The sequence below is a fragment of the Streptomyces sp. R21 genome, assembly GCF_041051975.1.
In the GTDB taxonomy this organism is placed as follows: Bacteria; Actinomycetota; Actinomycetes; order Streptomycetales; family Streptomycetaceae; genus Streptomyces.
Genome location: NZ_CP163435.1, coordinates 9,326,489 through 9,347,028, shown reverse-complemented (window position 1 = coordinate 9,347,028; position 20,540 = coordinate 9,326,489). Strand labels below are relative to the sequence as shown.

Genomic DNA, 20,540 nt, shown 5'->3' with positions numbered 1-20,540 from the left:
CGGCGAACCGCCCACCGCCGTCACCGCCGCTTCGCCGTCAGGAGACCGGCAGGGGCTCCGGCACGCGCGCCGCGAGAAAGCGGGTGGTGCGGCGCAGCCGGAAGCCCAGGGACTCGTAGAGGCGGATCGCGCCGGTGTTGCTCGCTGCGGTGTGCAGGAAGGGCGTCTCGCCGCGCTCCCGGATGCCGTGCGCGACGGCCAGGATCAGCCGGGTCGCCAGGCCCTCACCGCGGAAGTCGGGATCGGTGCAGACCGCGCTGATCTCGGTCCAGCCCGGCGGGTGCAGCCGCTCCCCCGCCATCGCAACGAGAGCGCCACCTCGGCGTATCCCCAGATAGGTGCCGAGTTCGACGGTGCGCGGCAGGAACGGGCCCGGCCTGGTCCGCTCGACCAGGTCCAGCATCTCGGGGACATCAGCGGGGCCGAGCCGGACTGCCTCGGGGTCGGGTGCCGCGGCGAGGCCGTCGTCGACGAGCTGGACGCCGTCCAGGTCGAAGGTCACTTCCCAGCCGGCCGGGGTCTGCCCGCGAAACCCTGCGAGCGGGGCCTCGGCGCCCGGGCCCACCAGGGCCGCGAGGTCGTCCCAGTCATCGGCGTCGGGCTCGTCCGGCAGGGCGAGCCAGGGCGATACGTCGCGGGGGTAGCGCAGCACCCGGCCGCGCCGCTCGGCGAAGTGGGCGTGCGGGCCGGTCAGCGAGGCGAGTGCGGGATTGTCCAGCGGGTGGCTCGCGAGACCCGACTCGGCAGTGACCGGGCCGCTTGACGGGAGATGGGGCACTTGGCCGGAGGCGCTGCTGGGCGCGGTGCGCGGCGCCTTGTGGGAGGCGTCGCCCGGAGCCGTGCCGGAGGCATCGCCCGACGCGATGCCCGACACCTTGCCGGAGGCGTCTGCGGACCCGGTGCCGGAAGCCTTGCCGAAGGCATCACCCGACGCTGTCTCGGACAACTTGCGGGGGGCGTCGCCTGACATGGAGCCGTCCCCCGACGCCGTGCCGGAGGCATTGCTCGACTTCGCTCCGGCGGCGTTGCTCGACGCGGTGCTCATATCGCGACCTCGATCACGATCTTGCCGCGGGCGTGGCCGTTCTCGACGGTGCGCAGCGCCTCGGCGGCTCGGTCCAGCGGGAAGGTTCGTGTGACGAGCGGCCGGAGCCTGCCGTCCACCGCGAGCTTCGCGACCTCGTCGAGTACGGCCGCGGTGCGGGCGCGTGCCACCCGGGCGCCGCCCAGGCGTTCCGCCTCGTCCTGGGACGCTCCGGCGGTGATGAGCTTCGTGCGGTCGGCGAGCAGCGTGGCGGCCTCTTCGAGTACGTCGCCGCCGACGAGGTCGAAGACCGCGTCGATGCCCTGGGGCGCCGCCGCCCGCACCTGCTCGGCCAGGCCGGGTCCCGACGGCACATGCACGGCGCCGAGCGACTCGACGAAGTCCTTCTTGACGTCGCTCGCGACACCGACGACGCGCACTGCGAAGGCATGCGCGATCTGCGCGGCCGCGACGCCCACGCCGCCGCCCGCCCCGGTGATCAGCAGGGTGGCCCCGGCCGGCAGGTCCAGCTGTCGAATGCCGTCGTACGCGGTCGCCGCGGCCACCGGCAGGGTCGCGGCGTCGGTGAAGGGCAGCGCCGCCGGCTTGTGCGCGGTGACCGCCACGGGCAGCAGGGCGTACGTGGCGTAGCCACCGGCCACCGGGTTCCCGAAGACCTCGTCCCCCACGGCGAACCCGTTCACGTCGGCGCCGATCTCCTCGACGATCCCGGCGACCTCGTTGCCGAAGACGGCGGGCAGCTCGCGGGCGGGCCCGCCCGGGCGGCGGTAGCCGGTGCGCTGCTTCCAGTCGACGGGGTTCACGCCCGCCGCGCGGACCGCGACCAGGACCTGGCCGGGGCCCGGGCTCGGACGGTCCTGGTCGACGAGGGCCTCGGTCTCCGGGCCGCCGTACCGGGTGAAGACGTACGCCTTGGGCATGTGCTCCCTCACTCTCGTTCGCTGTCACCGGAGGTACCGGATGTAGAGGCCACCGGTGTCGGCACTAGGAGCAAGGGAGATCGCGACACCGCTATTCCCGGGCCGTCGGAGAGTTCATGCCGCCGCAATGATCGGGAGCGGGCACACCCCTGAGCAGGGGGTAGCGTCGGCTTCCGCGTACCGTGGAACGCGTACGCGTCCACCGACCGCGTGCGTATCGATCACGCTCGACCAGCGGGTCTGCCTTCGGGCGGCCTGGAGGCACCACCCGTATGAACGTCACCCGAGGCTTCGCCGGACGCCCGCGCGTCCAGAACGCCGGGCTCCCGCCCGGTCAGTACGACGCGGGCGACGACTGGCCCGTGCTGTCCGCCGAGGTCACCCCCGACCTGACGCCCGCCGACTGGACCTTTCGCGTCGACGGTCTGGTGGCCGAGCCGCGCACCTGGGACTGGGACGAGGCGCAGGCGCTGCCCGCGTCGGCGTACGAGGGCGACATCCACTGCGTGACGAGCTGGTCGAAGTTCGGGGTGCGTTTCCGCGGCGTGTCCCTGGACGCGTTCCTGGAGGCCGTGCGCCCCGATGCCGCGGCCACCCACGCGGTCGCCTACTCGCACACCGGGTACACGACGAACCTCCCGCTCGCCGACCTCACCGGCGGCCGCGCCTGGATCGTGTGGGAGTACGACGGCAAGCCACTGCCCGCCGAGCACGGCGGCCCGGCCCGGCTGATCGTGCCCCACCTGTACTTCTGGAAGAGCGCCAAGTGGATCGCGGGCCTCAGGCTCCTCGACCACGACGAGCCGGGCTTCTGGGAGCAGAACGGCTATCACGCACGCGGCAACCCCTGGGAAGAGCAGCGCTACTCCGGTGACTGAGACGACCGTGTCGATGACGACCGCCCCCACGATTCCCGGCCCCTTCGTCCCGCCGACCCGGTTCGCCGTGCCCGGCCGGATCGCCGTCAGCAACCGGGCGGCGGCCACCTGGCAGACCGCGACGCTCACCGAGATCCGCCGCGAGACACCGCACGCCGCCACCTTCCGGTTCGCGGTGCCGCAGTGGCTGGGGCATCTGCCCGGCCAGCATCTGATGCTGCGGCTGACCGCCGAGGACGGCTATGTGGCCCAGCGCCACTACTCCATCGCCTCCGCGCCCGACGACTCCGGGCACATCGAGCTGACCCTGGACCATGTCGAGGGCGGCGAGGTCTCCGGCTGGTTCCACACCCTGGCCCGGCCCGGTGACACGGTCGAGGTGCGGGGCCCACTCAGCGGCTTCTTCGCCTGGCCGGGCGACCGGCCCGCGCTGCTCATCGGCGCCGGCTCCGGCGTCGTACCGCTGATGTCGATGGTGCGTCACCACCGTGCGCGCGGTCTGGACGTGCCGATGCGGCTGCTCGTCTCGGCTCGGAGCCCCGAAGAGCTCATCTACGCACGGGAGTACGGCGACGAGAGCACGCCCGTCTTCACGCGCAGTGCCCCCGACGGTGTGGCCGTCGGACGTATGGCGGCCGCACATGTGGCGCCGCTCCTGGCCGAGCAGCCTCCTGGTGGGTGGGAGGCCTATGTGTGCGGCTCCAATGGGTTCGCCGAACATGCCTCGCGGCTGCTCGTCGAAGCGGGGCAACCCGTGGACCGCATCCGCATCGAGCGCTTCGGCTGAGGCCGTCCGCGCGCGTGGACGCCTCGGCGGCCGGGATGCCGGCGTCAGGTGTGCGGGACCACGGCGACCGGGCAGGTCGCGTGGTGGACCAGTGAGTGCGCGGCCCTGCCCAGGCCCGTCGGGGCGCCGCCACCGGCACCGGTCTTGCGGCCGATGACCAGCAGACCGGCCCGGGTGGACGCCTTGAGGAGATGGTGTCCCGGGTGGCCGTGGACCAACTCCTCGGAGACGTGGGTCTCAGGGAACTTGTGGCGCCACGGCTGCAAAGTGGCCGACAGGACACGCCACTTGCTGTTCTCCCGCTCGGTCGCCTCCTCCAGCAGCGGCACCCCGGGGGCGTAGCCGCGCAGCGGGGGCATCGTCCAGGTGTGCAGGACGCGCAGCGGCGCCGAGCGGGTGGCGGCCGCGTCGAAGGCGTACCCGATGAGGTCGTCGGCCGGATGATCCACGTCGAGACCGAGCACCACGGGCAGGTAGCGCGCCTCGCCCGGCGGCGTGCCGTCGACCACGGGCATCCGTTCGTCCTCGGGGAGTTCACCTGCACGCACCAGGACGACGGGGCGTTCGGCGCGGGCCGACACCTCCAGGGCGACCGAACCTACGAGGAAGCCCGCGAACCCGGTGGAGCCGCGTGAGCCGAGCACGAGCATCTCGGACTGGGCGACCGCCTCGAGCAGCGCGGGGACGGCGGGTTCCTCCGTGCTGCGGGCGATGATGTCCAACGCCGGGTGGGCGTAGGAGAGTTGGATCGCGGCCCGGTCGAGCGCGGTACGGGTGCGCCCGGCGGGCACATCGACGTCCGGGACGCGCACGGGCAGGACCGGTGCGATACCCGCGTGCAGCAGGCGCAGTGGAAGACGGTGGCGCTCGGCCTCCCGGGCCGCCCAGTCGGCGGCGTCCAGGCTGGGCCGCGATCCGTCGATGCCGACGGTGATGGTACGGGTGCCGGTTTTCATGACTCCTGCCTTTCGGGAGTTCGGCGATCAGCCGAGGCATACGACCGTCGCTTCCTCGACCACACGCCAGCGCGCGTCGAGCGTGACTGGACGAGGCTTCGCCATGGTGGCTCCTGTTCGCTGCGCGACGTGCATGCGCGGGTTCCACAGGGAACACGGATCAGTCGTACGGCGAGGCAATCGGCGCGGGGTCCGCTGTGGACGCTCGTAGCCGTGAGCGGTACGCCGGGAGAGGCGGACCGGCCCTTGTGGGGTCCGTTCGGCTCTTCCGCGGGCCGGACCTCGGTGGCAAGGAGGTTGAGATGCGAAGCCGGGTGCGCGGCTGGCGCTGGCGCCGCAATCCGCTGCGCCGCCGCTCGGATGTCGTCGAGGCGTGCGCGGTCACGGTGATCGCCATGCTCCTGCTGCTCGGCGCGCCCCTGGCAGGGGTGGCCGCGGGCTGGTGGGCCCACGACGCCGCGCAGGCGAAGGCCGAGGCGCAGCGTGCCGCACGTCATGTGGTGGTGGGGGTGGTCGTCGAGAACGCGCCCGCCTCGGTGCCCACGGCACCAGATGGCAAGCAGCACATGTACTGGGTGAAGGTGCGCTGGACCGGGCCCGGTGAAGCCCCGCGGACGGGCTCGGCCCGCGTCCCGGCGGGCACGCGGCGCGGCGATCATGCCGGTGTGTGGGTCGATGTCCGGAGCCGGGGCGTCCGGCCGCCGCTGAGCGACGCCGCGATCTGGCAGCACACCATCACGACGGGAGCGTTGACCAGCGGCAACGTCGCGGCCGTCGTCCTCGTCGCGCACTTCGTCGTGCGCCGGGTCGCCGCCCGGCGTCGGCTGGCCGAGTGGGAGCGCGAGTGGGCGCGCACGGGACCGGAGTGGACGCGGCGCACGGCGTGACGGACGCGGCGCGCATGGGGTGCGGTACGGATGGGGTGTGGTGCGGGCGGCGACCGGCTCGGGGGCCGGACGGGCCTGGTGACGGGTCGGCTCAGGCCCGATCGGGCCTGAGCAGGGGGGCTGTTGGCCCCTGCCCGGCGCGATACCGGCGCGGGAATCTGAGGTCGCCGCACGCATCAGGCGCGCCGGAAAGGGGACCCCATGACCGCTCCTGCGACTCCGCGTCTCTCCCAGGTCCTGGACCCCGAGCATCGTGGACGTCTGATGCGGCTCGCCCGTGACGTGTCCTTCCCGCAAAGGGCCCGCATCTTCGAGGCGGGCGCGCGCCGACCACTTCTGGATTGTGCGCATCGGAACCGTCGCCCTCGACATGAAGCTGGCCGGCAGGCCCTCGCCCGTCATCGACACGCTCGGGTTCGACCAACTCCTCGGCTGGTCCTGGCTGTTCCCGCCATATGTGCGGCAGCTGGGCGCGGAGGCGGTGTGCCCGGTCCATGCCTATGAACTCGACGCGTCGACCGTGCGGTTGATGTGCCGGTCCGATCCCGCGCTGGGCAGCGCGGTCGGCCAGTGGGTCGGTCTGGTACTGGCTCATCGGCTGCACGCGGCGCGCACGCGGCTCCTCGACCTGTACGCCCCATACGGCAGTGGTCCAGTCCACTGACGGGACCTTTGGGCCCTGTCGACCGCTTTCGTGGTACGCGAGGATCGGCCGGAAATCCCCGCCATCCTGGGAGCAGTGGGCATGGCCGAACTTCCGCAGCAGGTACCCAGCAGCACATCGATCAGGGTTTTCCTCCTCGACGACCACGAGGTGGTCCGCCGCGGACTGCACGACCTCATCGACGCGGAACCGGACATGACGGTGGTCGGTGAAGCGGGGACGGCCGAACAGGCACTGGTCCGCGCTCCAGCCCTCCGCCCCGACGTGGCGATCCTCGACATACGTCTCCCGGACAGCGACGGGATCACCGTCTGCCGCGAACTGCGGTCGCTCGACGCGGGGTTGGCGTGTCTGATGCTGACGTCGTTCGACGATGACGATGCGCTGCTCGACGCGATCATGGCGGGGGCGTCCGGTTATGTGCTGAAGCAGATCCGGGGGTCCGACCTGATCTCGGCGGTCCGCACGGTCGCCTCCGGGCAGTCGATGCTCGATCCGGCCACCACCGCGCGGCTGATGAGCAGCCTGCGTGGCCCGACGAGCGGCACGGACGCGGCGGACGACGGACAGCTGGCCGAACTCTCGGAGCGGGAGCGGGAGATCCTCGCCCTGATCGGCGAGGGGTTCACCAACCGACAGATCGGCAAGCGGCTCTATCTCTCCGAGAAGACGGTGAAGAACGGGATCTCGCGGCTGCTGGGCAAGTTGGGCGTGGAGCGGCGTGTCCAGGCCGCGGTGATCGCTGCGCAGTATCCGCCGCCGGAGGCACGGGGCGGAAGCAGCGACTGAGCCTGGGCGAGGGGGCCGGTCGTACGCTGCGCGCACGTCCCCGAAGGGGCCCGTCGTACGCCGCGCGCACGTCGGCAGCCGGCCCTATCGCGGTCCGAGCGGCGCCCGCCACTCGAGTCGAGTGCCGCGCCCCTCCTGAGACCCCGTCACTTTTAGTTGCCCGCCGAGGAGTTCGGCCCGTTCCTCCAGATTGCGCAGTCCGCTGCGGCGGTCGGTCGCGGCTCCCATGCCGATGCCGTTGTCGCTCACGGAGAGCCTGAGGTGTCCCTCCCGAACGACGAGACCGACCTCCACCGCGGTGGCCTGTGCGTGCCGGGCCACGTTGGTGAGGGCCTCTCCGAGGACGGCGAGGGCGTCCTCGGAGAGGGCGGCGGAGACGTCCACGTCGATCAGCCCCTCCATCCGCAGCGCGGGGGTGAAGCCGAGCACCTGGGCCGCTTCCTCCAGGGCGCGGACCGTTCGGATGCGCAGTCCTGCGGAGGGTGTCTCGTGGGCACGGAGGCCGAAGATGGTCGACCGGATGATCTTGATGGTGGTGTCCAGGTCGTCGACCGCCCGGCCGAGACGCTCGGCGGCCTGCGGATGCTGCACGAAGCGCTGGGCGCTCTGCAGGGTCATACCGGTCGCGAACAGCCGCTGGATCGCCAGGTCGTGCAGGTCGCGGGCGATCCGGTCGCGGTCCTCCAGCAGGCTCACCTGCTCGGTGTCGCGCCGCCGTTCCGCGAGCTCCATGGCGAGGGCGGCCTGCCCGGCGAATCCGAGGAGCGGTGCGGTCTCGACCTCCGTGAAGGGCGCCCGGCCCGCGCCCCGGGCCAGCATGAGGACACCGCGCATCCCCTCACGGGTCCCCATGGGGACGGCCACGGCGGGCCCGAGGCCCTCCCAGCGGTCGGGGCCGTAGGTGATCCGGGGATCCTTGCGTACGTCGGCGGTGGACACGAGGGTTCCCGCGCTCAGCGCGGCGCCCGCGAAGGTTCCCTCTCGCGGCAGGACGAGCCCGCGGTGCGTCTCGGCGTGCTGGCCCATTGCGAACGCGCCGCGCAGGTCACTGCTGCCCTCGACGACGAGGTCGACGACGCCCAGGTCGGCGCCGGTGATCTCCCGGGCACGTTCGAGCATCACCTCCAGGACCTCTGCTTCGGCCACTCCGGACAGCAGCCCGCTGGTGATCTCCGCGCCCGCCTCCAGCCAGCGCTCCCTGAGTCTGACCTCGCCGTACAGGCGGGCGTTCTCGATGGCCACACCGGCGGCCACGGCCAGCGTCGACAGGACGGCCTCGTCCTCGGGGTCGAACTCTCCCCCACCACGCTTCTCGGTCAGGTAGAGATTCCCGAAGACCGTCTCGCGGACCAGGATCGGGGCCCCGAGGAAGGTGCGCATGGGCGGGTGGTGCGGCGGGAACCCGGAGGATGCCCGGTGCTCGGACAGATCGGTGAGCCGCAACGCCTCGGGGTGGCGGATGAGTTCACCGAGGAGGCCGTGCCCGGAGGGAAGATCGCCGATCGCGGCCCACACCTCGTCGCTGACGCCCACCGGGATGAACTGCGCGAGCTTCTGCTGCTGTCCGATGACACCGAGCGCCCCGTACTCGGCGTCGACCAGGACGACGGCGGCTTCGACGATGCGGCGCAGCACCTGCGCGAGGTCGAGTTCGCGCCCCACCGACAGGACCGCTTCCAGGAGGCCCTGGAGCCGGTCGCGGGTCCCGCGTACCGCCTCGATCCGTACCTGGAGTTCCTCCAGCAGCTCGTCCAGGCGAAGCCTCGGCAGCCCGGCCCCGTCCCTGCGCCCGTCCCCGCCCATGTGGCCCTCCCCCCGGTGCGAGCCGACGTGACGTTTCCACCGGGCCTCTTACGTTATCCGCTCAACCACGCCGTGGCATCGTGGAGTCGCACCCCGTGTGCGCCTCGACGAAGACCACACGCACCGGCATACGGACCCATGAAAGTTCCTATCGCAGCCATTGGCCTCGTCATTGGAAATCCTTCGCGAGCCGTCCTACCTTCGATTCGTCGCCGTACTGACACATCGGACGCAGAACGTCAGCGCATCCACTCCGTCAGCATTCGCGGCCGATCCGTTCCTCCGGGTCCGCACCCCGGATCCGCCCTCTCGGAGAAGAGCACACCATGTCGAAGATTCTGTTCGTCGTCACGGGCGCCGACCACTGGACACTGGCCGACGGCACCAAGCACCCCACCGGTTTCTGGGCCGAGGAGGCCGTGGCCCCGTACGAGGCGTTCAAGGCCGCGGGCCACGAGGTCGTCGTCGCCACCCCCGGTGGTGTCGTGCCCACCGTCGACCGGGGCAGCCTGGACCCCATGTTCAACGGCGGGCAGGAGGGCGCGGACAAGGTCGCCGCGGCGTTGGAGTCGTTCACCGAGCTTCAGCAGCCGATCAAGCTGGAGAACGTCGACCTCGGCGACTACGCCGCCGTCTTCTACCCCGGCGGCCACGGCCCGATGGAGGACCTCGCGGTCGACGCCGAGTCGGGCAAACTCCTGACCCGCGCGCTGGAGTCCGGCAAGCCGCTCGGTGTCGTGTGCCACGGCCCCGCCGCGCTGCTCGCGGCCACGAAGGAGGACGGCTCCAACACGTTCGCCGGCTACCGGGTGGCCGCGTTCACCAACGCCGAGGAGATCCAGGGCGGTCTCGCGGACAAGGCCAAGTGGCTGCTGGAGGACCGGCTGACCGAGGCCGGCGTGCAGGTGCAGGTCGCCGAGCCGTGGGCGCCGCACGTGATCGTCGACCGCAACCTGGTCACCGGCCAGAACCCCGCCTCCTCCGCCCCGCTCGCCGCCGAGCTCCTGAAGAAACTGGGCTGACCTTGCCCGCCGACCGGCTCGACGAGGTCCTCGACGCGACGTACACCTGCCTGACCAGGTACGGCGTACGGCGCACCACGATGGACGACATCGCCTCCGCCATGGGCGTGTCCCGGTCGGCGGTCTACCAGTACGTCAGCGGCAAGGACGACGCCTTCCGGCAGCTCGCCGGGCGCCTGCACGACCGGGCGCTCGTGCGGGCCCGGTCGGCGGCCGCCGACCTGGACGCCCCCTGCGCGACCCGCGTCCGGGGTGTCCTGGCCGCCAAGCTCGACCTGGTGCTCCAGCTGTCCGGGGACTCCCCGCACACGGCCGAACTCCTCGACGAGCAGGCGCGGTTGTTCGGGGGCATCTGCACCGGGTTCACGGCCGACCTGCAGAGCCTGCTGACCGCCCTGTTCACCGAGGCGGGCACCGGCGAGGCCGTCACTCCCGCCCAGGCGGCCGACATCTGCATCGCCCTCGTCGTCGGCCTCGAATCCGCCCCCGACAGCCGACGCCTCCTGGACCCGGCGTCGGACGCCCTACTGGCGGGCCTGCTCGGCACATCGGTCGGTACGAGCCGCTGACTTCGCGGCGAGCCGGAACTCACCTTTCCGTTCGCTTCACCTTCGCTTCGCCCTTCGTACGTCTGCAAGCGCTTCCATCGGGGAATGGACCACATCACGTTCCTCGTGGCGGTCGTCATCGTCACTGCTCTGGCCTTCGACTTCACAAACGGATTCCATGACACCGCCAACGCGATGGCGACCTCCATCGCGACCGGTGCGCTCAAGCCGAGAACGGCAGTCCTGATCAGCGGTGTGCTGAACATCGCCGGCGCCTTCCTGTCGACGGAGGTCGCCAAGACCATCTCCGGCGGGATCGTGGACGACACGCTGGTCTCACCGGGGATGATCTTCGCGGGGCTGGTCGGCGCGATCCTGTGGAATCTGCTGACCTGGCTGCTGGGACTGCCGTCGAGTTCCTCGCACGCCCTGTTCGGCGGACTGATCGGCGCGGTCTGGGTGGGCGCGGGCGCGCACGGCGTGCACTTCGACAAGGTGGTCGAGAAGATCCTGATACCGGCGGTGGCCTCGCCGCTGGTGGCCGGTGTCGCGGCGCTGCTGGCCACCTACCTCGCCTACAAGATCACTGCCCGGGCCCGCAAGGACTCGGTCACCAGGGGCTTCCGGCTCGGGCAGATCGCCTCCGCCTCGCTGGTCTCCCTCGCGCACGGCACGAACGACGCGCAGAAGACCATGGGCGTGATCACGCTGACGCTGATCTCGGCCGGGGCGCTCGGCCACGACGCCGGTCCGCCGGTGTGGGTGATCGCGTCCGCGGGTCTGGCCATCGGCCTGGGCACGTACATCGGCGGCTGGCGGATCATCCGCACGATGGGCAAGGGGCTCACGGACATCCAGTCGCCCCAGGGCTTCGCGGCCGAGGCCGCCTCCACCACGGTCATCCTCACCTCCGCCCACCTGGGCTTCGCGCTGTCCACCACGCAGGTGTGTTCCGGCGGCATCCTCGGCGCCGGACTGGGCCGGCGGCTGGCCGAGGTGCGCTGGGGCACGGCCGGCCGCATGGTGATCGCATGGCTGGTCACGCTCCCCGCCGCCGCGCTGGTCGGCGGGGTCTCCGCGAGCGTCGTCAAGCACGGCGGGAACGTGGGCACCGCGCTGATCGCACTGGTGGCCGCCGCCGTCGCCGCGTCCATCGTGATCGCCTCGCGGCGCAACCCGGTGCACGCGAACAACGTCAACGAGACCCACGAGGTCACCGTCCGGGCCACAACGCCGACGCAAGTCGGCACGGCCGCCTGAGGCAGGGGGAGTTCGAACAATGCATCTGGACTGGACGGCACTCGGCCAGGTCACCGCGGTGAGCATCGGCGTCACCGTCGCCGTGGTCGTGGTCTTCGCCCTCGGCGTCCTGGGCCTCGCCAGGGTCGAGACGGTACGAGAGAAGGACGGCGGCACCCAGGCGGTCGGCCTCGCGCAGGCCGGGTTCTGCTTCCTGGCCTGCGCGACCGTCGTCGCGTACGGAATCTATTTGATCGTGCCGCAGTTCCACTGACGCGAGCCGAGGAGAGTGCGATGACGCCACTGATGACGGGGCTGACCGTCGACTACAGCGACCACGACGACCCGGTGCTCATCCGGCCGGACGGCTCCCCGGTGGACACCTGGCGGGAGAACTACCCCTACCAGGAGCGCATGGAGCGCAAGGAGTACGACTGGCACAAACGGCTCCAGCAGATCGAACTGCTGAAGCTGCAGAGCTGGATAAAGGAGACCGGCCGCCGGCTCGTCGTCGTCTTCGAGGGGCGGGACGCGGCCGGCAAGGGCGGCACCATCAAGCGTTTCACCGAGCACCTCAACCCACGGGGCGCACGGGTGGTCGCGCTGGAGAAGCCGACCGAACGCGAGCGCGGGCAGTGGTATTTCCAGCGGTACGTCGAACACCTGCCGACCGAGGGCGAGATCGTGATGTTCGACCGCTCCTGGTACAACCGGGCGGGCGTCGAGCGGGTGATGGGCTTCTGCACGCAGGACGAGTACCGACGCTTCATGCGGCAGGCCCCCGCCTTCGAGCGGATGCTGGTGGACGACGGCGTGGACCTGGTGAAGTTCTGGTTCTCGGTCTCGCAGAGTGAGCAGCGCACCCGTTTCACGATCCGTCAGGTGGATCCCGTACGGCAGTGGAAGCTGAGCCCCATGGACCTGGCCTCCCTGGACCTCTGGGACGACTACACAGCCGCCAAGGTCGCCATGTTCCGCGAGACGGACACCGAACAGGCACCCTGGACCGTGGTGAAGAGCAACGACAAGAAGCGTGCGCGCGTCGAGGCGATGCGCAGTGTCCTGGCCCGCTTCGACTACACCGGCAAGGACGAGGAAGTCGTCGGCAGCCCCGATCCGAGCATCGTGGGCGCGGCGGCGAACCTGTTGGAGGAAGGCGAGGACGACGACGGCGAGGCGCGCTGACCCGTATCGCCCGGCGTATGCGAAACGCCCCACCCCCTGTTTTTAGGGGGTGGGGCGTTTCGCATACGCCGAAGATCCGGAAGAGTTACGAAACTTTCGAAGATGATGGATCATCAGATTGATCTTGAAAGGGGGTCGCCGGACGATCATTCGGATACGATCCGACGCTGGATAGCCATCTACCTGGACAAAGCCTTCTCCACGGGGGTCGTACGTCGAGCGAAGGTTTCGCAATCATCGTCGAAACTGTTGACAGTTGACAGGGCCAGACCAACACTGTCGCCGTTGAGAGCGCTCGCTCACTGCCCCACCGGCCTCACGAGGACGAGGAGGAAGCACGCACATGAACGACGCACCCGCACACCCGTCGAACCGCCTGCGCGGCCGCTTCGGGACGCTCAACCGCTTCAGGCTGCTCATCAGCAGTGTCTGCGCCACAGTGCTGGTCGCCGTGGCCGCGATGACCATGCCCGGCAGCGCCAACGCCGACACGGTCGTCACCACGAACCAGACCGGCACCAACAACGGGTACTACTACTCGTTCTGGACGGACAGCCAGGGCACCGTCTCCATGAACCTGGGCTCCGGCGGCAACTACAGCACCTCATGGCGCAACACCGGCAACTTCGTGGCCGGGAAGGGCTGGAGCAACGGCGGACGCCGCAGCGTGACGTACTCCGGCAGCTTCAATCCGTCCGGCAACGCCTACCTGGCCCTCTACGGCTGGACGTCGAACCCGCTCGTCGAGTACTACATCGTCGACAACTGGGGCACCTACCGGCCCACGGGAACGTACAAGGGCACCGTCACCAGCGACGGAGGCACCTACGACATCTACCAGACCACGCGCTACAACGCCCCCTCCGTCGAGGGCAACAAGACCTTCAACCAGTACTGGAGCGTCCGGCAGTCGAAGCGGACCGGCGGGACCATCACCACCGGCAACCACTTCGACGCCTGGGCCCGCGCCGGAATGCCCCTGGGTAGCTTCAGCTACTACATGATCATGGCGACCGAGGGCTACCAGAGCAGCGGGAGCTCCAACATCACGCTGGGCGACTCTTCCGGTGGCGGCGGTGGCGGTGGCACCGGCGGCTGTACGGCGACCCTGTCCGCGGGCCAGCAGTGGAGCGACCGTTACAACCTCAACGTGGCGGTCAGCGGCTCCAGCAACTGGACCGTGACGATGAACGTTCCCTCGCCCGAGAAGGTCCTCTCGACCTGGAACACCAGCGCGAGTTACCCCAGTGCCCAAGTACTGACCGCGAAACCCAACGGCAGCGGCAACACCTTCGGCGTCACCATCCAGAGCAACGGCACCTGGACCTGGCCAACGGTCTCCTGCACCGCGACCTGATCCCCGGACACCCGAGAGGAGGTCCCTTCGCATGCGAACCAGACCAAGTCTGTCGTTACGCTCCCTGGTCACGGGACTGGCCGTCGCCGCGACGGCCGTGGCGAGTACCGTCGTCACCTCCGTCGTCGAAGCCACCCCGTCGCACGCCGCCACTTGCAACGGGTACGTCGGGCTCACCTTCGACGACGGCCCGTCCGGCAGCACGTCGAGCCTGCTCAACGCGCTGAAGCAGAACGGGCTGCGGGCCACGATGTTCAACGAGGGCCAGTACGCCGCCGCCAACCCGAGTCTGGTCAGGGCCCAGGTCGACGCGGGGATGTGGGTCGGCGATCACAGCTACACCCATCCGCACATGACCCAGCTCAGCCAGTCGCAGATGGACTCGGAGATCTCCCGGACCCAGCAGGCCATCGCGGGCGCGGGCGGCGGTACACCGAAGCTGTTCCGCCCGCCGTACGGCGAGACCAACTCGACGCTGAAGTCCGTCGAGGCCAAGTACGGTCTCACCGAGATCATCTGGGACGTCGACTCGCAGGACTGGAACGGCGCGAGCACCGACGCGATCGTGGCCGCCAACGCCCGGCTCACCAACGGCCAGGTCATCCTCATGCACGACTGGGCCGCCAACACGCTCGCCGCGATCCCGCGTATCGCGCAGGGGCTGGCCTCCCGTGGCCTGTGCGCCGGCATGATCTCGCCGGCGACCGGGCGCGCCGTGGCTCCCGACGGTGGGGGCACCGGCGGTGGTGGCGGTGGCGGCTGCACCGCCACCCTCTCCGCGGGCCAGCAGTGGAGCGACCGCTACAACCTCAACGTCGCGGTCACCGGCTCCAGCAACTGGACCGTCACCATGAACGTCCCCTCCCCCGAAAAGATCCTCTCCACCTGGAACATCAGCGCCAGCTACCCCAGCGCCCAAGTCCTGACCGCCAAACCCAACGGCAACGGCAACAACTTCGGCGTCACCATCCAGACCAACGGCACCTGGACCTGGCCAACCGTCACCTGCACCGCGACCTGACCCCCGTACGCCCATGAGCCGGGGCTGCTGATCCGTCCCCGTGACGGTCGGCAGTCCCGGTCCTCACATGAGTCATACAGGCCGCGGATAGACTCGGACGCCCTGTCCGAGTGGATCAGTCCGTCCAGGGGAATCTGCCGTGCCCGACTGCGCTCCCACCCACGCCCCGCCGGCGGTTCGCGGCACCCGATTCACCCTGGAACACGTCTCGCACCTCGTGTTCTTCGTGGTCGTCGGTGCCGCCGTCGTGCGGCTCGTCGGTCTGCGCAGCGCGCTGTGCTGGGACATGGTCATCGTCAGCGGGCTGCTGGCGGTGGTGTACGCGGGCGGTCTGGCGCTGTGGGACCGGCTCGGCCCGCTCCGCCGGCACGGTTGGGTCCTGGCGCTGTTTCTGCTCTGGGGCGTCCTCGTCCTGCTCGCCCCGGCGCCGCTGACGGACGCGTACGCGTGGTGCGGTATTCCGCTGGCGTGTGCGGCGCTGCGTGCCCTCGGACGTCGCACGGCCGTCGTGGCGGTGGCCGCGATCACGGTCGTACTGGGTGGGCAACTGACCGTGACCACCGGCGGGTTCGACCCGGAGGTGACCTTGATCCCCGTGGCCGCCGTGTGGGGCACGGTGGCTCTTTACCGCGCGCAGCAGCGGGATGCCACCGAACGCCTTTACCTCCTGGAGCGGTTGGGCCGTACACGCGATGTTCTGGCGGAGCAGCAGCGCCGGGCGGGTGTGCTGGCGGAGCGCACCCGGATCGCCCGGGACCTGCACGACACACTGGCCCAGGAACTCGCCGGGAGCCTGATGCTGCTCCAGGCCGCCGAACGGGACTGGGAGCAACGGCCGGGCGTGGCGCGCACCCGTGTCCGTGCGGTCGCCGACGGCCTGGACGCCCATCTCTCCGAGACCCGCCGGATCATCCACGACCTCACCCCGTCCGCTGTCGCCGAGGCCGGTCTCGAAGGCTCGCTCCGCCTGCTCTGCTCCCAGGCCGGGCGGGACGGGACCGCGGCACAGGTGCGGTTCCGTTCGGTGGGCGACCGGTGCCCCGTCCTGGACGAACAGGCCGCCGCCACGGTGTTCCGCATCGCTCAGGGCACCCTGGCGAACGTACGGGAGCACGCGCACGCCGCCAACGTGCTGGTCACTCTCCACCAGCATGCGGACCGCGTCGAACTCGACGTGTCCGACGACGGCGCCGGCTTCGATCCGTCCGCGACCCGCGCGACCGCCCGGGCGACCCGCGGGTTCGGCCTCCCCGCGGCCCGGGCCCGGCTGCTCGACTGCGGGGGCGAACTGCGTGTCGTCAGCGCGCCGGGCCGCGGCACCCAGGTACGGGCCGTCGTGCCCGCCCATCCGGCCCCGCACCCGGTCACCTCGTTCACCTCGGCGGCAGCGGGATGAGCACTCGGCCCATCGGCCTGCTGATCGCGGACGACCACGCGGTGGTACGGGCCGGGCTGCGGGCCCTGCTCGAAGGCGACCCGGACTTCGAGGTGCTGGCGGAGGCGGCGAGCGGCGAGGAAGCGGTCCGCCTCGCTGTCCGGCTGGTGCCGGACGTCGTTCTGATGGATCTGCGGTTCGCCGGCCCGGGCACCGGAATCGACGGGGTCGAGGCGGTCCGCCGACTGGCTGTCGAGGCGCCGGGCGTACGGGTGTTGATGCTGACCAGCTACTCCGGGCGGAGCGACATCGTGCGCGCCCTGGAGGCGGGCGCACGTGGCTATGTACTCAAGGCGGGCCCTCCCGGAGAGCTCTTCCGTGCCGTGCGCGGTGCGGCCGGCGGCGCCCTGACCCTCGCCCCCGAGGTCGTCGGCGAACTCGTCGGCCAAGTGGTCAGCCCCGACCACGACTTGACCGAGCGCGAGATCGAGGTCGTCGGGCTGATGGCGGAGGGCCGCAGCAACAAGGCCATCGCCGAGGCCCTGTTCCTGAGCGAGGCGACCGTCAAGACCCATCTCGTGCGGATCTACCGGAAGTTGAAGGTCGAGAACAGGGCGGCAGCCGTGTCGGAGGCTGTTCGTCGGGGGCTCCTCGACCTCAGCTGACGTCCAGAGTGGGGTAGTCGGTGTATCCGGTGGCGCCGCCCACGTACATGAAGTGCGCCTCGCGTACGGCGTTGAGCGGCGCGTCGATGCGCAGCCGCTCGACCAGATCGGGGTTGGCCAGAAAGGCCCGCCCGAGGGAGATCAGATCGGCCCCCGCGGCCAGCAGCCGCTCGCCCTGGTGCTTGCCGCCGTCGGCGGGCAGCGGTGTTCCCCAGCCGAGCACCGGGTTGGCGATCAGTGTGCCGGGCCACCGCTTGCGGATGTCCTGGAAGAGGGGCTGGTCCGGGTCGGCGAAGACCACGTGCAGGTAGGCCAGGTCCTGGTCCCCCAGCGCGTCGACGAGTGCGCGGTAGATGTCCTCGGTATCACCCTCCTGGATGCCGTTGACGGTGACTCCGGGCGAGATCCGCACGCCGACCCGGTCGGGACCGATGGCGTCGGCGACGGCCCGGACGACCTCGACGGCGAACCGGATACGTCCGGCCACCGTGCCGCCGTAGGCGTCGGTTCGGTGGTTGGTGCCCTGCGCCAGGAACTGATGGAGGAGGTGGCCGTTGGCGGAGTGCACCTCGACCCCCTCGAAGCCGGCGTCGACGGCATTACGGGCCGCGGTCGCGAAGTCGGCCACGGTGGAGTGGATGTCGTCGAGGGTCATCTCCCGTGGAACGACGGCGGCTTGGAGGCCGCTCGGGGTGTGGACTGTGTCCAGAAACGGGATCGGCGACGGAGCGAGGGGCGTGTGCCCACTGGTGTCGGGGTGGCCGATACGGCCGCCGTGCTGCAGTTGCAGGAACATCCGGCCGCCCGCGGCACGCACCGCGTCCGTGACCTGTCGCCACCCGGTCACGTGTGCCGCGCTGTGGATCGCGGGGATGTTCGGGTAGGTCTGGCCCACCGCGTTCGGGGTGGCGGCCTCGGCGATGATCAGCCCCGCCGAGGCGCGCTGCGCGTAGTACTCGGCCATGATCGGCTGCGGAACGCCGTCCGCCGCGGCACGGTTGCGGGTCAGGGGTGCCATCACCAGACGGTTGGGGAGGCGCAGGGAGCCGAGCCGGGCGGGCTCGAAGAGGCGGGAGACTGCCGGTGTGTTCGTCATGCCGGTACGGTAGAAGTTGACATCAGTGTCAGATTCAAGTCCCGGCGGCGGCCTGTGGGGTGAGGAATGCGCATCGGTGAACTGGCCCGGCGCAGCGGGGTGAGCGAGCGCTCGCTGCGGTACTACGAGCAGCAGGGGCTGCTGCGGGCCGAACGCACGCCCGGCGGCCACCGCGACTTCGGCGAGTGGGCTGTCGACCGGGTCATCCGTATCCAGGAACTCTTCGCGGCCGGTCTGAACAGCGCGAAGATCGCCCAGCTGCTGCCCTGCATGCGGGATGCGGACGGCGGCCCCTCCGCGCTGGCGGACCAGCAACTGGTCACCGATCTCACCACGGAACGCGACCGTATCAACCGCATGATCAGCGACCTGGTCCGCTCCCGGGACGTCCTGGACGAGGTGATCTCCATGGCGTCGTCCGGCACGACCACCTGAGGCTCTTGGAGGTGTTCGGGATGCGGTGGAGGGCCGGCTGGTGGGCGGTCGCCGGAGTGGTCGTGCTGGCGGCCTGCGGCGCGTCGGCGGACGGCGGGTCGGCGGGAGGTCCGTCCGGGAGTCGTTCGCCGGGACCGTCGAGCGGTACGTCGGCGACCGCGTCCGCGTCGACGTCCCCGTCGGCGAGCGGGCCCGCGAGCCCCAACGGGCAAAGCCCCTCCCTTTCGGCCACCGCGCCGTCCCCTTCGCCGTCGGGCTGTGCGTCCGGGCACACGGAGGTCACCGTCTCCCCCGGTGACCCGGCCGAACTGCGGCTGTGTGCCCGGCCGGGAACGATGGTGTCCCTCGTCCTGCGGCCCCGTATCGACGACAAGCGGTGGACGGCCGTGCTGAGCTCCGCACCGGTCTTCGTCCTGCCGTCCGGCTGGCAGGTGGACGCGGACGGCACCGCCCGCGTCACGCTGCGGTGCGCGAGCACCCGGGCCGGTGCGGCCAAGGTCACCGCCATGGCGAAGGCACCGGACGTGGCGGGCGCGGCGCGGGCCGCGTTCACGCTCGACATGGTGGTCGTCCCGTACCCGAAGAAGCAGTGACCCCGCGAGCCTCACCCGTCCGGGCACGGTGCACGGCACAGTGGGGACATGAACGCGGACGGCAGGGACCTACTGGCTCAGGGCCGCGTGGCGACCCGGCTTCCGGCCCAGGATCTGGATCGGGCGCGGCGCTTCTCCTCCGAGCGGCTCGGTCTGGAGCCCGTCGACGAGCGGCCCGGTGGGCTGCTGTACCGGTGCGGAGGCACGGATTTCGCGTTGTTCCAGTCGACGGGAGCGTCACCCGGCACCTTCGAGCAAGGGCGCGCGGGGTGCGCGCGGCGCCTGGTTCCGTGACAGCGAGGGGAACCTGTTGGGCATCGGTCAGCCGATCGTCTGAGCGCCAGAATCCGAAGTCTGAGGTCTGAGGTCTGAGGTTCGCGGCTCGCGGCTCGCTGTCCGCTGTCGGTCACGAAGGCACCACCGCCACCGGACACCTGGTGTGCTGGACCAGGTCGTGCGCGGTCCGGCCCAGCGCCGGGCCGTGGCGCCCCACGACCACCAGCTCGGCCCGGGCCGAGGCGCGCACCAGGGCGTGGGAGGCGCTGAAGAGCAGGACGTCCTCCAGAACACGTACCTGCGGGTACTTCTCGCGCCAGGCGTGCAGCGCGTCGGCGAGCAGCTGCACCTCCTGGTCCTCGCGCTCCGCGCGGTCCTCCTCGGGGAGGACGAAGGGCGCTCGTGCGGTGAGTTCGGCGGGCAGGGTCCAGGCGTGCAGGGTCCTGAGCCGCAGATCGGATCGGCCGGCCGCGTCGAAGGCGAAGTCCAGTGCGGCGTCGGCCGGCGCACGCGCGTCGACGCCGACGGCCACCTCGCCGTCCGCCCTGCTCTTTCCCCTACCGCCGCTCCAGGCGACGACCCCCGGCACCAACACCACGGGGACTTCCGCGCGTTCGGCAGCCCCGAGCGCGACGGAACCCACGGGGAGTCCGGCGAACCCTCCGGCGCCGCGGGTGCCGAGCACAAGAAGATCGCCGGGCCGGGTGGCCGCCAGGAGACCCGGCACCGGGTCTCCGGTCAGTCGGTCTCCGGTGATCCGCAGGGCGGGACGCCGGTCGGTCAGGTGGTCGACAGTGCGCTCCAGCAGGGGTTCGGCGCAGTCCGGCCGGCGCCCCGCTGCGGGGTCCTCCGCGAGTCCCGCCACGTGCACGACGCGCAACGGCATCCCGCGCGACTCCGCCTCGCGGGCCGCCCAGTCCGCGGCAGCGCGCCCGCGTACCGACCCGTCGACCCCGACAACTACGTACTCGCGCATGACGGTTCACCTCCCACCGCGTC

General features: G+C 70.9%; 21 protein-coding genes and 2 pseudogenes. 17 read left to right on the top strand and 6 right to left on the bottom strand.

Features of this window, described 5'->3' with window-relative positions:
* Nucleotides 1-37: 37 nt before the first annotated feature.
* Together AB5J56_RS41875 and AB5J56_RS41870 are read right to left on the bottom strand one after the other, a co-directional pair.
* Entirely contained in the window at nucleotides 38-778 is a 741-nt protein-coding gene (locus AB5J56_RS41875; RefSeq protein WP_369243100.1) for a GNAT family N-acetyltransferase, read from the bottom strand.
* A 263-nt stretch (nucleotides 779-1,041) separates the two neighbouring features.
* The gene (locus AB5J56_RS41870; RefSeq protein WP_369241195.1) at nucleotides 1,042-1,965 is read right to left on the bottom strand and encodes an NADP-dependent oxidoreductase; all 924 of its coding nucleotides are present in this window, start codon (nucleotides 1,963-1,965) and stop codon (nucleotides 1,042-1,044) included.
* A gap of 272 nt (nucleotides 1,966-2,237) precedes the next feature.
* On the opposite strand from AB5J56_RS41870, the gene AB5J56_RS41865 reads away from it, so the two are divergent.
* Nucleotides 2,238-2,843 carry a sulfite oxidase-like oxidoreductase gene (locus AB5J56_RS41865; protein ID WP_369241193.1) on the top strand — a complete coding sequence of 202 codons (606 nt, stop codon included), beginning with the start codon at nucleotides 2,238-2,240 and terminating at the stop codon, nucleotides 2,841-2,843.
* A 13-nt stretch (nucleotides 2,844-2,856) separates the two neighbouring features.
* Nucleotides 2,857-3,630, top strand: coding sequence for a ferredoxin reductase (locus tag AB5J56_RS41860; protein WP_369243098.1), 774 nt, complete (start codon nucleotides 2,857-2,859; stop codon nucleotides 3,628-3,630).
* Nucleotides 3,631-3,674: 44 nt separating this feature from the next.
* Here AB5J56_RS41860 and AB5J56_RS41855 read toward each other — a convergent pair whose 3' ends face one another.
* Nucleotides 3,675-4,586, bottom strand: coding sequence for a universal stress protein (locus AB5J56_RS41855; RefSeq protein WP_369241191.1), 912 nt, complete (start codon nucleotides 4,584-4,586; stop codon nucleotides 3,675-3,677).
* 302 nt (nucleotides 4,587-4,888) lie between these two features.
* Between AB5J56_RS41855 and AB5J56_RS41850 the strand changes: the two genes are divergently transcribed.
* The 3 genes and pseudogenes from AB5J56_RS41850 (at nucleotide 4,889) to AB5J56_RS41840 (ending at nucleotide 6,926) form a co-directional block, all read left to right on the top strand.
* Nucleotides 4,889-5,473, top strand: coding sequence for a hypothetical protein (locus tag AB5J56_RS41850; RefSeq protein ID WP_369241189.1), 585 nt, complete (start codon nucleotides 4,889-4,891; stop codon nucleotides 5,471-5,473).
* Between the two features lie 201 nt (nucleotides 5,474-5,674).
* A pseudogene (locus AB5J56_RS41845) lies at nucleotides 5,675-6,137 on the top strand (Crp/Fnr family transcriptional regulator).
* Between the two features lie 81 nt (nucleotides 6,138-6,218).
* Nucleotides 6,219-6,926, top strand: coding sequence for a response regulator (locus AB5J56_RS41840; protein ID WP_369241187.1), 708 nt, complete (start codon nucleotides 6,219-6,221; stop codon nucleotides 6,924-6,926).
* Nucleotides 6,927-7,010: 84 nt separating this feature from the next.
* Here the strand turns inward: AB5J56_RS41840 and AB5J56_RS41835 are convergent, their stop codons facing one another.
* On the bottom strand, nucleotides 7,011-8,729 hold the full coding sequence (locus AB5J56_RS41835; protein ID WP_369241185.1) for a GAF domain-containing sensor histidine kinase: 1,719 nt from the start codon (nucleotides 8,727-8,729) through the stop codon (nucleotides 7,011-7,013).
* Between the two features lie 326 nt (nucleotides 8,730-9,055).
* Here AB5J56_RS41835 and AB5J56_RS41830 point away from each other — a divergent pair, with 326 nt between their 5' ends.
* The 9 genes from AB5J56_RS41830 (at nucleotide 9,056) to AB5J56_RS41790 (ending at nucleotide 17,141) form a co-directional block, all read left to right on the top strand.
* Nucleotides 9,056-9,751: a type 1 glutamine amidotransferase domain-containing protein gene (locus tag AB5J56_RS41830; RefSeq protein ID WP_369241183.1), complete on the top strand. Its 696-nt coding sequence runs from the start codon at nucleotides 9,056-9,058 to the stop codon at nucleotides 9,749-9,751.
* A gap of 2 nt (nucleotides 9,752-9,753) precedes the next feature.
* Nucleotides 9,754-10,320, top strand: coding sequence for a TetR/AcrR family transcriptional regulator (locus tag AB5J56_RS41825; RefSeq protein ID WP_369241181.1), 567 nt, complete (start codon nucleotides 9,754-9,756; stop codon nucleotides 10,318-10,320).
* An 84-nt stretch (nucleotides 10,321-10,404) separates the two neighbouring features.
* Complete coding sequence (locus tag AB5J56_RS41820; protein WP_369241179.1) at nucleotides 10,405-11,559, top strand: anion permease; 1,155 nt, start codon at nucleotides 10,405-10,407, stop codon at nucleotides 11,557-11,559.
* 19 nt (nucleotides 11,560-11,578) lie between these two features.
* Nucleotides 11,579-11,812 (top strand): hypothetical protein, encoded by a 234-nt coding sequence (locus AB5J56_RS41815; protein WP_369241177.1) that lies wholly within the window; start codon nucleotides 11,579-11,581, stop codon nucleotides 11,810-11,812.
* Between the two features lie 20 nt (nucleotides 11,813-11,832).
* Nucleotides 11,833-12,723 (top strand): polyphosphate kinase 2, encoded by an 891-nt coding sequence (ppk2, locus tag AB5J56_RS41810; protein WP_369241175.1) that lies wholly within the window; start codon nucleotides 11,833-11,835, stop codon nucleotides 12,721-12,723.
* Nucleotides 12,724-13,066: 343 nt separating this feature from the next.
* On the top strand, nucleotides 13,067-14,080 hold the full coding sequence (locus tag AB5J56_RS41805) for a glycoside hydrolase family 11 protein (protein ID WP_369241173.1): 1,014 nt from the start codon (nucleotides 13,067-13,069) through the stop codon (nucleotides 14,078-14,080).
* Between the two features lie 31 nt (nucleotides 14,081-14,111).
* On the top strand, nucleotides 14,112-15,101 hold the full coding sequence (locus tag AB5J56_RS41800; RefSeq protein WP_369241171.1) for a polysaccharide deacetylase family protein: 990 nt from the start codon (nucleotides 14,112-14,114) through the stop codon (nucleotides 15,099-15,101).
* A gap of 139 nt (nucleotides 15,102-15,240) precedes the next feature.
* Nucleotides 15,241-16,497 (top strand): sensor histidine kinase, encoded by a 1,257-nt coding sequence (locus AB5J56_RS41795; protein ID WP_369241169.1) that lies wholly within the window; start codon nucleotides 15,241-15,243, stop codon nucleotides 16,495-16,497.
* A complete protein-coding gene (locus AB5J56_RS41790; RefSeq protein WP_369241167.1) occupies nucleotides 16,494-17,141 on the top strand; it encodes a response regulator in 648 nt (215 codons plus the stop codon). Before AB5J56_RS41795 ends, AB5J56_RS41790 begins: the two co-directional genes overlap by 4 nt.
* Here AB5J56_RS41790 and AB5J56_RS41785 read toward each other — a convergent pair.
* Nucleotides 17,134-18,237 carry an alkene reductase gene (locus AB5J56_RS41785; RefSeq protein ID WP_369241165.1) on the bottom strand — a complete coding sequence of 368 codons (1,104 nt, stop codon included), beginning with the start codon at nucleotides 18,235-18,237 and terminating at the stop codon, nucleotides 17,134-17,136. The genes AB5J56_RS41790 and AB5J56_RS41785 overlap by 8 nt on opposite strands.
* 66 nt (nucleotides 18,238-18,303) lie before the next feature.
* On the opposite strand from AB5J56_RS41785, the gene AB5J56_RS41780 reads away from it, so the two are divergent.
* The 3 genes and pseudogenes from AB5J56_RS41780 (at nucleotide 18,304) to AB5J56_RS41770 (ending at nucleotide 19,602) form a co-directional block, all read left to right on the top strand.
* Nucleotides 18,304-18,672 carry a MerR family transcriptional regulator gene (locus AB5J56_RS41780; protein WP_369241163.1) on the top strand — a complete coding sequence of 123 codons (369 nt, stop codon included), beginning with the start codon at nucleotides 18,304-18,306 and terminating at the stop codon, nucleotides 18,670-18,672.
* 20 nt (nucleotides 18,673-18,692) lie between these two features.
* The gene (locus AB5J56_RS41775; RefSeq protein WP_369241161.1) at nucleotides 18,693-19,265 is read left to right on the top strand and encodes a hypothetical protein; all 573 of its coding nucleotides are present in this window, start codon (nucleotides 18,693-18,695) and stop codon (nucleotides 19,263-19,265) included.
* Between the two features lie 48 nt (nucleotides 19,266-19,313).
* Nucleotides 19,314-19,602 (top strand): annotated as a pseudogene (locus AB5J56_RS41770) (VOC family protein).
* Nucleotides 19,603-19,671: 69 nt separating this feature from the next.
* On the opposite strand, the gene AB5J56_RS41765 reads toward AB5J56_RS41770, so the two are convergent.
* Entirely contained in the window at nucleotides 19,672-20,517 is an 846-nt protein-coding gene (locus AB5J56_RS41765; RefSeq protein ID WP_369241159.1) for a universal stress protein, read from the bottom strand.
* Between the last annotated feature and the right edge of the window lie 23 nt (nucleotides 20,518-20,540).

Bases quoted from the DNA above. Each gene is read 5' to 3' on its own strand.
- AB5J56_RS41870 (WP_369241195.1), bottom strand. From the start codon at position 1,965: ATGCCCAAGGCGTACGTCTTCACCCGGTACGGCGGCCCGGAGACCGAG.
- AB5J56_RS41865 (WP_369241193.1), top strand. From the start codon at position 2,238: ATGAACGTCACCCGAGGCTTCGCCGGACGCCCGCGCGTCCAGAACGCC.
- AB5J56_RS41860 (WP_369243098.1), top strand. From the start codon at position 2,857: ATGACGACCGCCCCCACGATTCCCGGCCCCTTCGTCCCGCCGACCCGG.
- AB5J56_RS41855 (WP_369241191.1), bottom strand. From the start codon at position 4,586: ATGAAAACCGGCACCCGTACCATCACCGTCGGCATCGACGGATCGCGG.
- AB5J56_RS41850 (WP_369241189.1), top strand. From the start codon at position 4,889: ATGCGAAGCCGGGTGCGCGGCTGGCGCTGGCGCCGCAATCCGCTGCGC.
- AB5J56_RS41840 (WP_369241187.1), top strand. From the start codon at position 6,219: ATGGCCGAACTTCCGCAGCAGGTACCCAGCAGCACATCGATCAGGGTT.
- AB5J56_RS41835 (WP_369241185.1), bottom strand. From the start codon at position 8,729: ATGGGCGGGGACGGGCGCAGGGACGGGGCCGGGCTGCCGAGGCTTCGC.
- AB5J56_RS41830 (WP_369241183.1), top strand. From the start codon at position 9,056: ATGTCGAAGATTCTGTTCGTCGTCACGGGCGCCGACCACTGGACACTG.
- AB5J56_RS41820 (WP_369241179.1), top strand. From the start codon at position 10,405: ATGGACCACATCACGTTCCTCGTGGCGGTCGTCATCGTCACTGCTCTG.
- AB5J56_RS41815 (WP_369241177.1), top strand. From the start codon at position 11,579: ATGCATCTGGACTGGACGGCACTCGGCCAGGTCACCGCGGTGAGCATC.
- ppk2 (WP_369241175.1), top strand. From the start codon at position 11,833: ATGACGCCACTGATGACGGGGCTGACCGTCGACTACAGCGACCACGAC.
- AB5J56_RS41805 (WP_369241173.1), top strand. From the start codon at position 13,067: ATGAACGACGCACCCGCACACCCGTCGAACCGCCTGCGCGGCCGCTTC.
- AB5J56_RS41800 (WP_369241171.1), top strand. From the start codon at position 14,112: ATGCGAACCAGACCAAGTCTGTCGTTACGCTCCCTGGTCACGGGACTG.
- AB5J56_RS41790 (WP_369241167.1), top strand. From the start codon at position 16,494: ATGAGCACTCGGCCCATCGGCCTGCTGATCGCGGACGACCACGCGGTG.
- AB5J56_RS41785 (WP_369241165.1), bottom strand. From the start codon at position 18,237: ATGACGAACACACCGGCAGTCTCCCGCCTCTTCGAGCCCGCCCGGCTC.
- AB5J56_RS41780 (WP_369241163.1), top strand. From the start codon at position 18,304: ATGCGCATCGGTGAACTGGCCCGGCGCAGCGGGGTGAGCGAGCGCTCG.
- AB5J56_RS41775 (WP_369241161.1), top strand. From the start codon at position 18,693: ATGCGGTGGAGGGCCGGCTGGTGGGCGGTCGCCGGAGTGGTCGTGCTG.
- AB5J56_RS41765 (WP_369241159.1), bottom strand. From the start codon at position 20,517: ATGCGCGAGTACGTAGTTGTCGGGGTCGACGGGTCGGTACGCGGGCGC.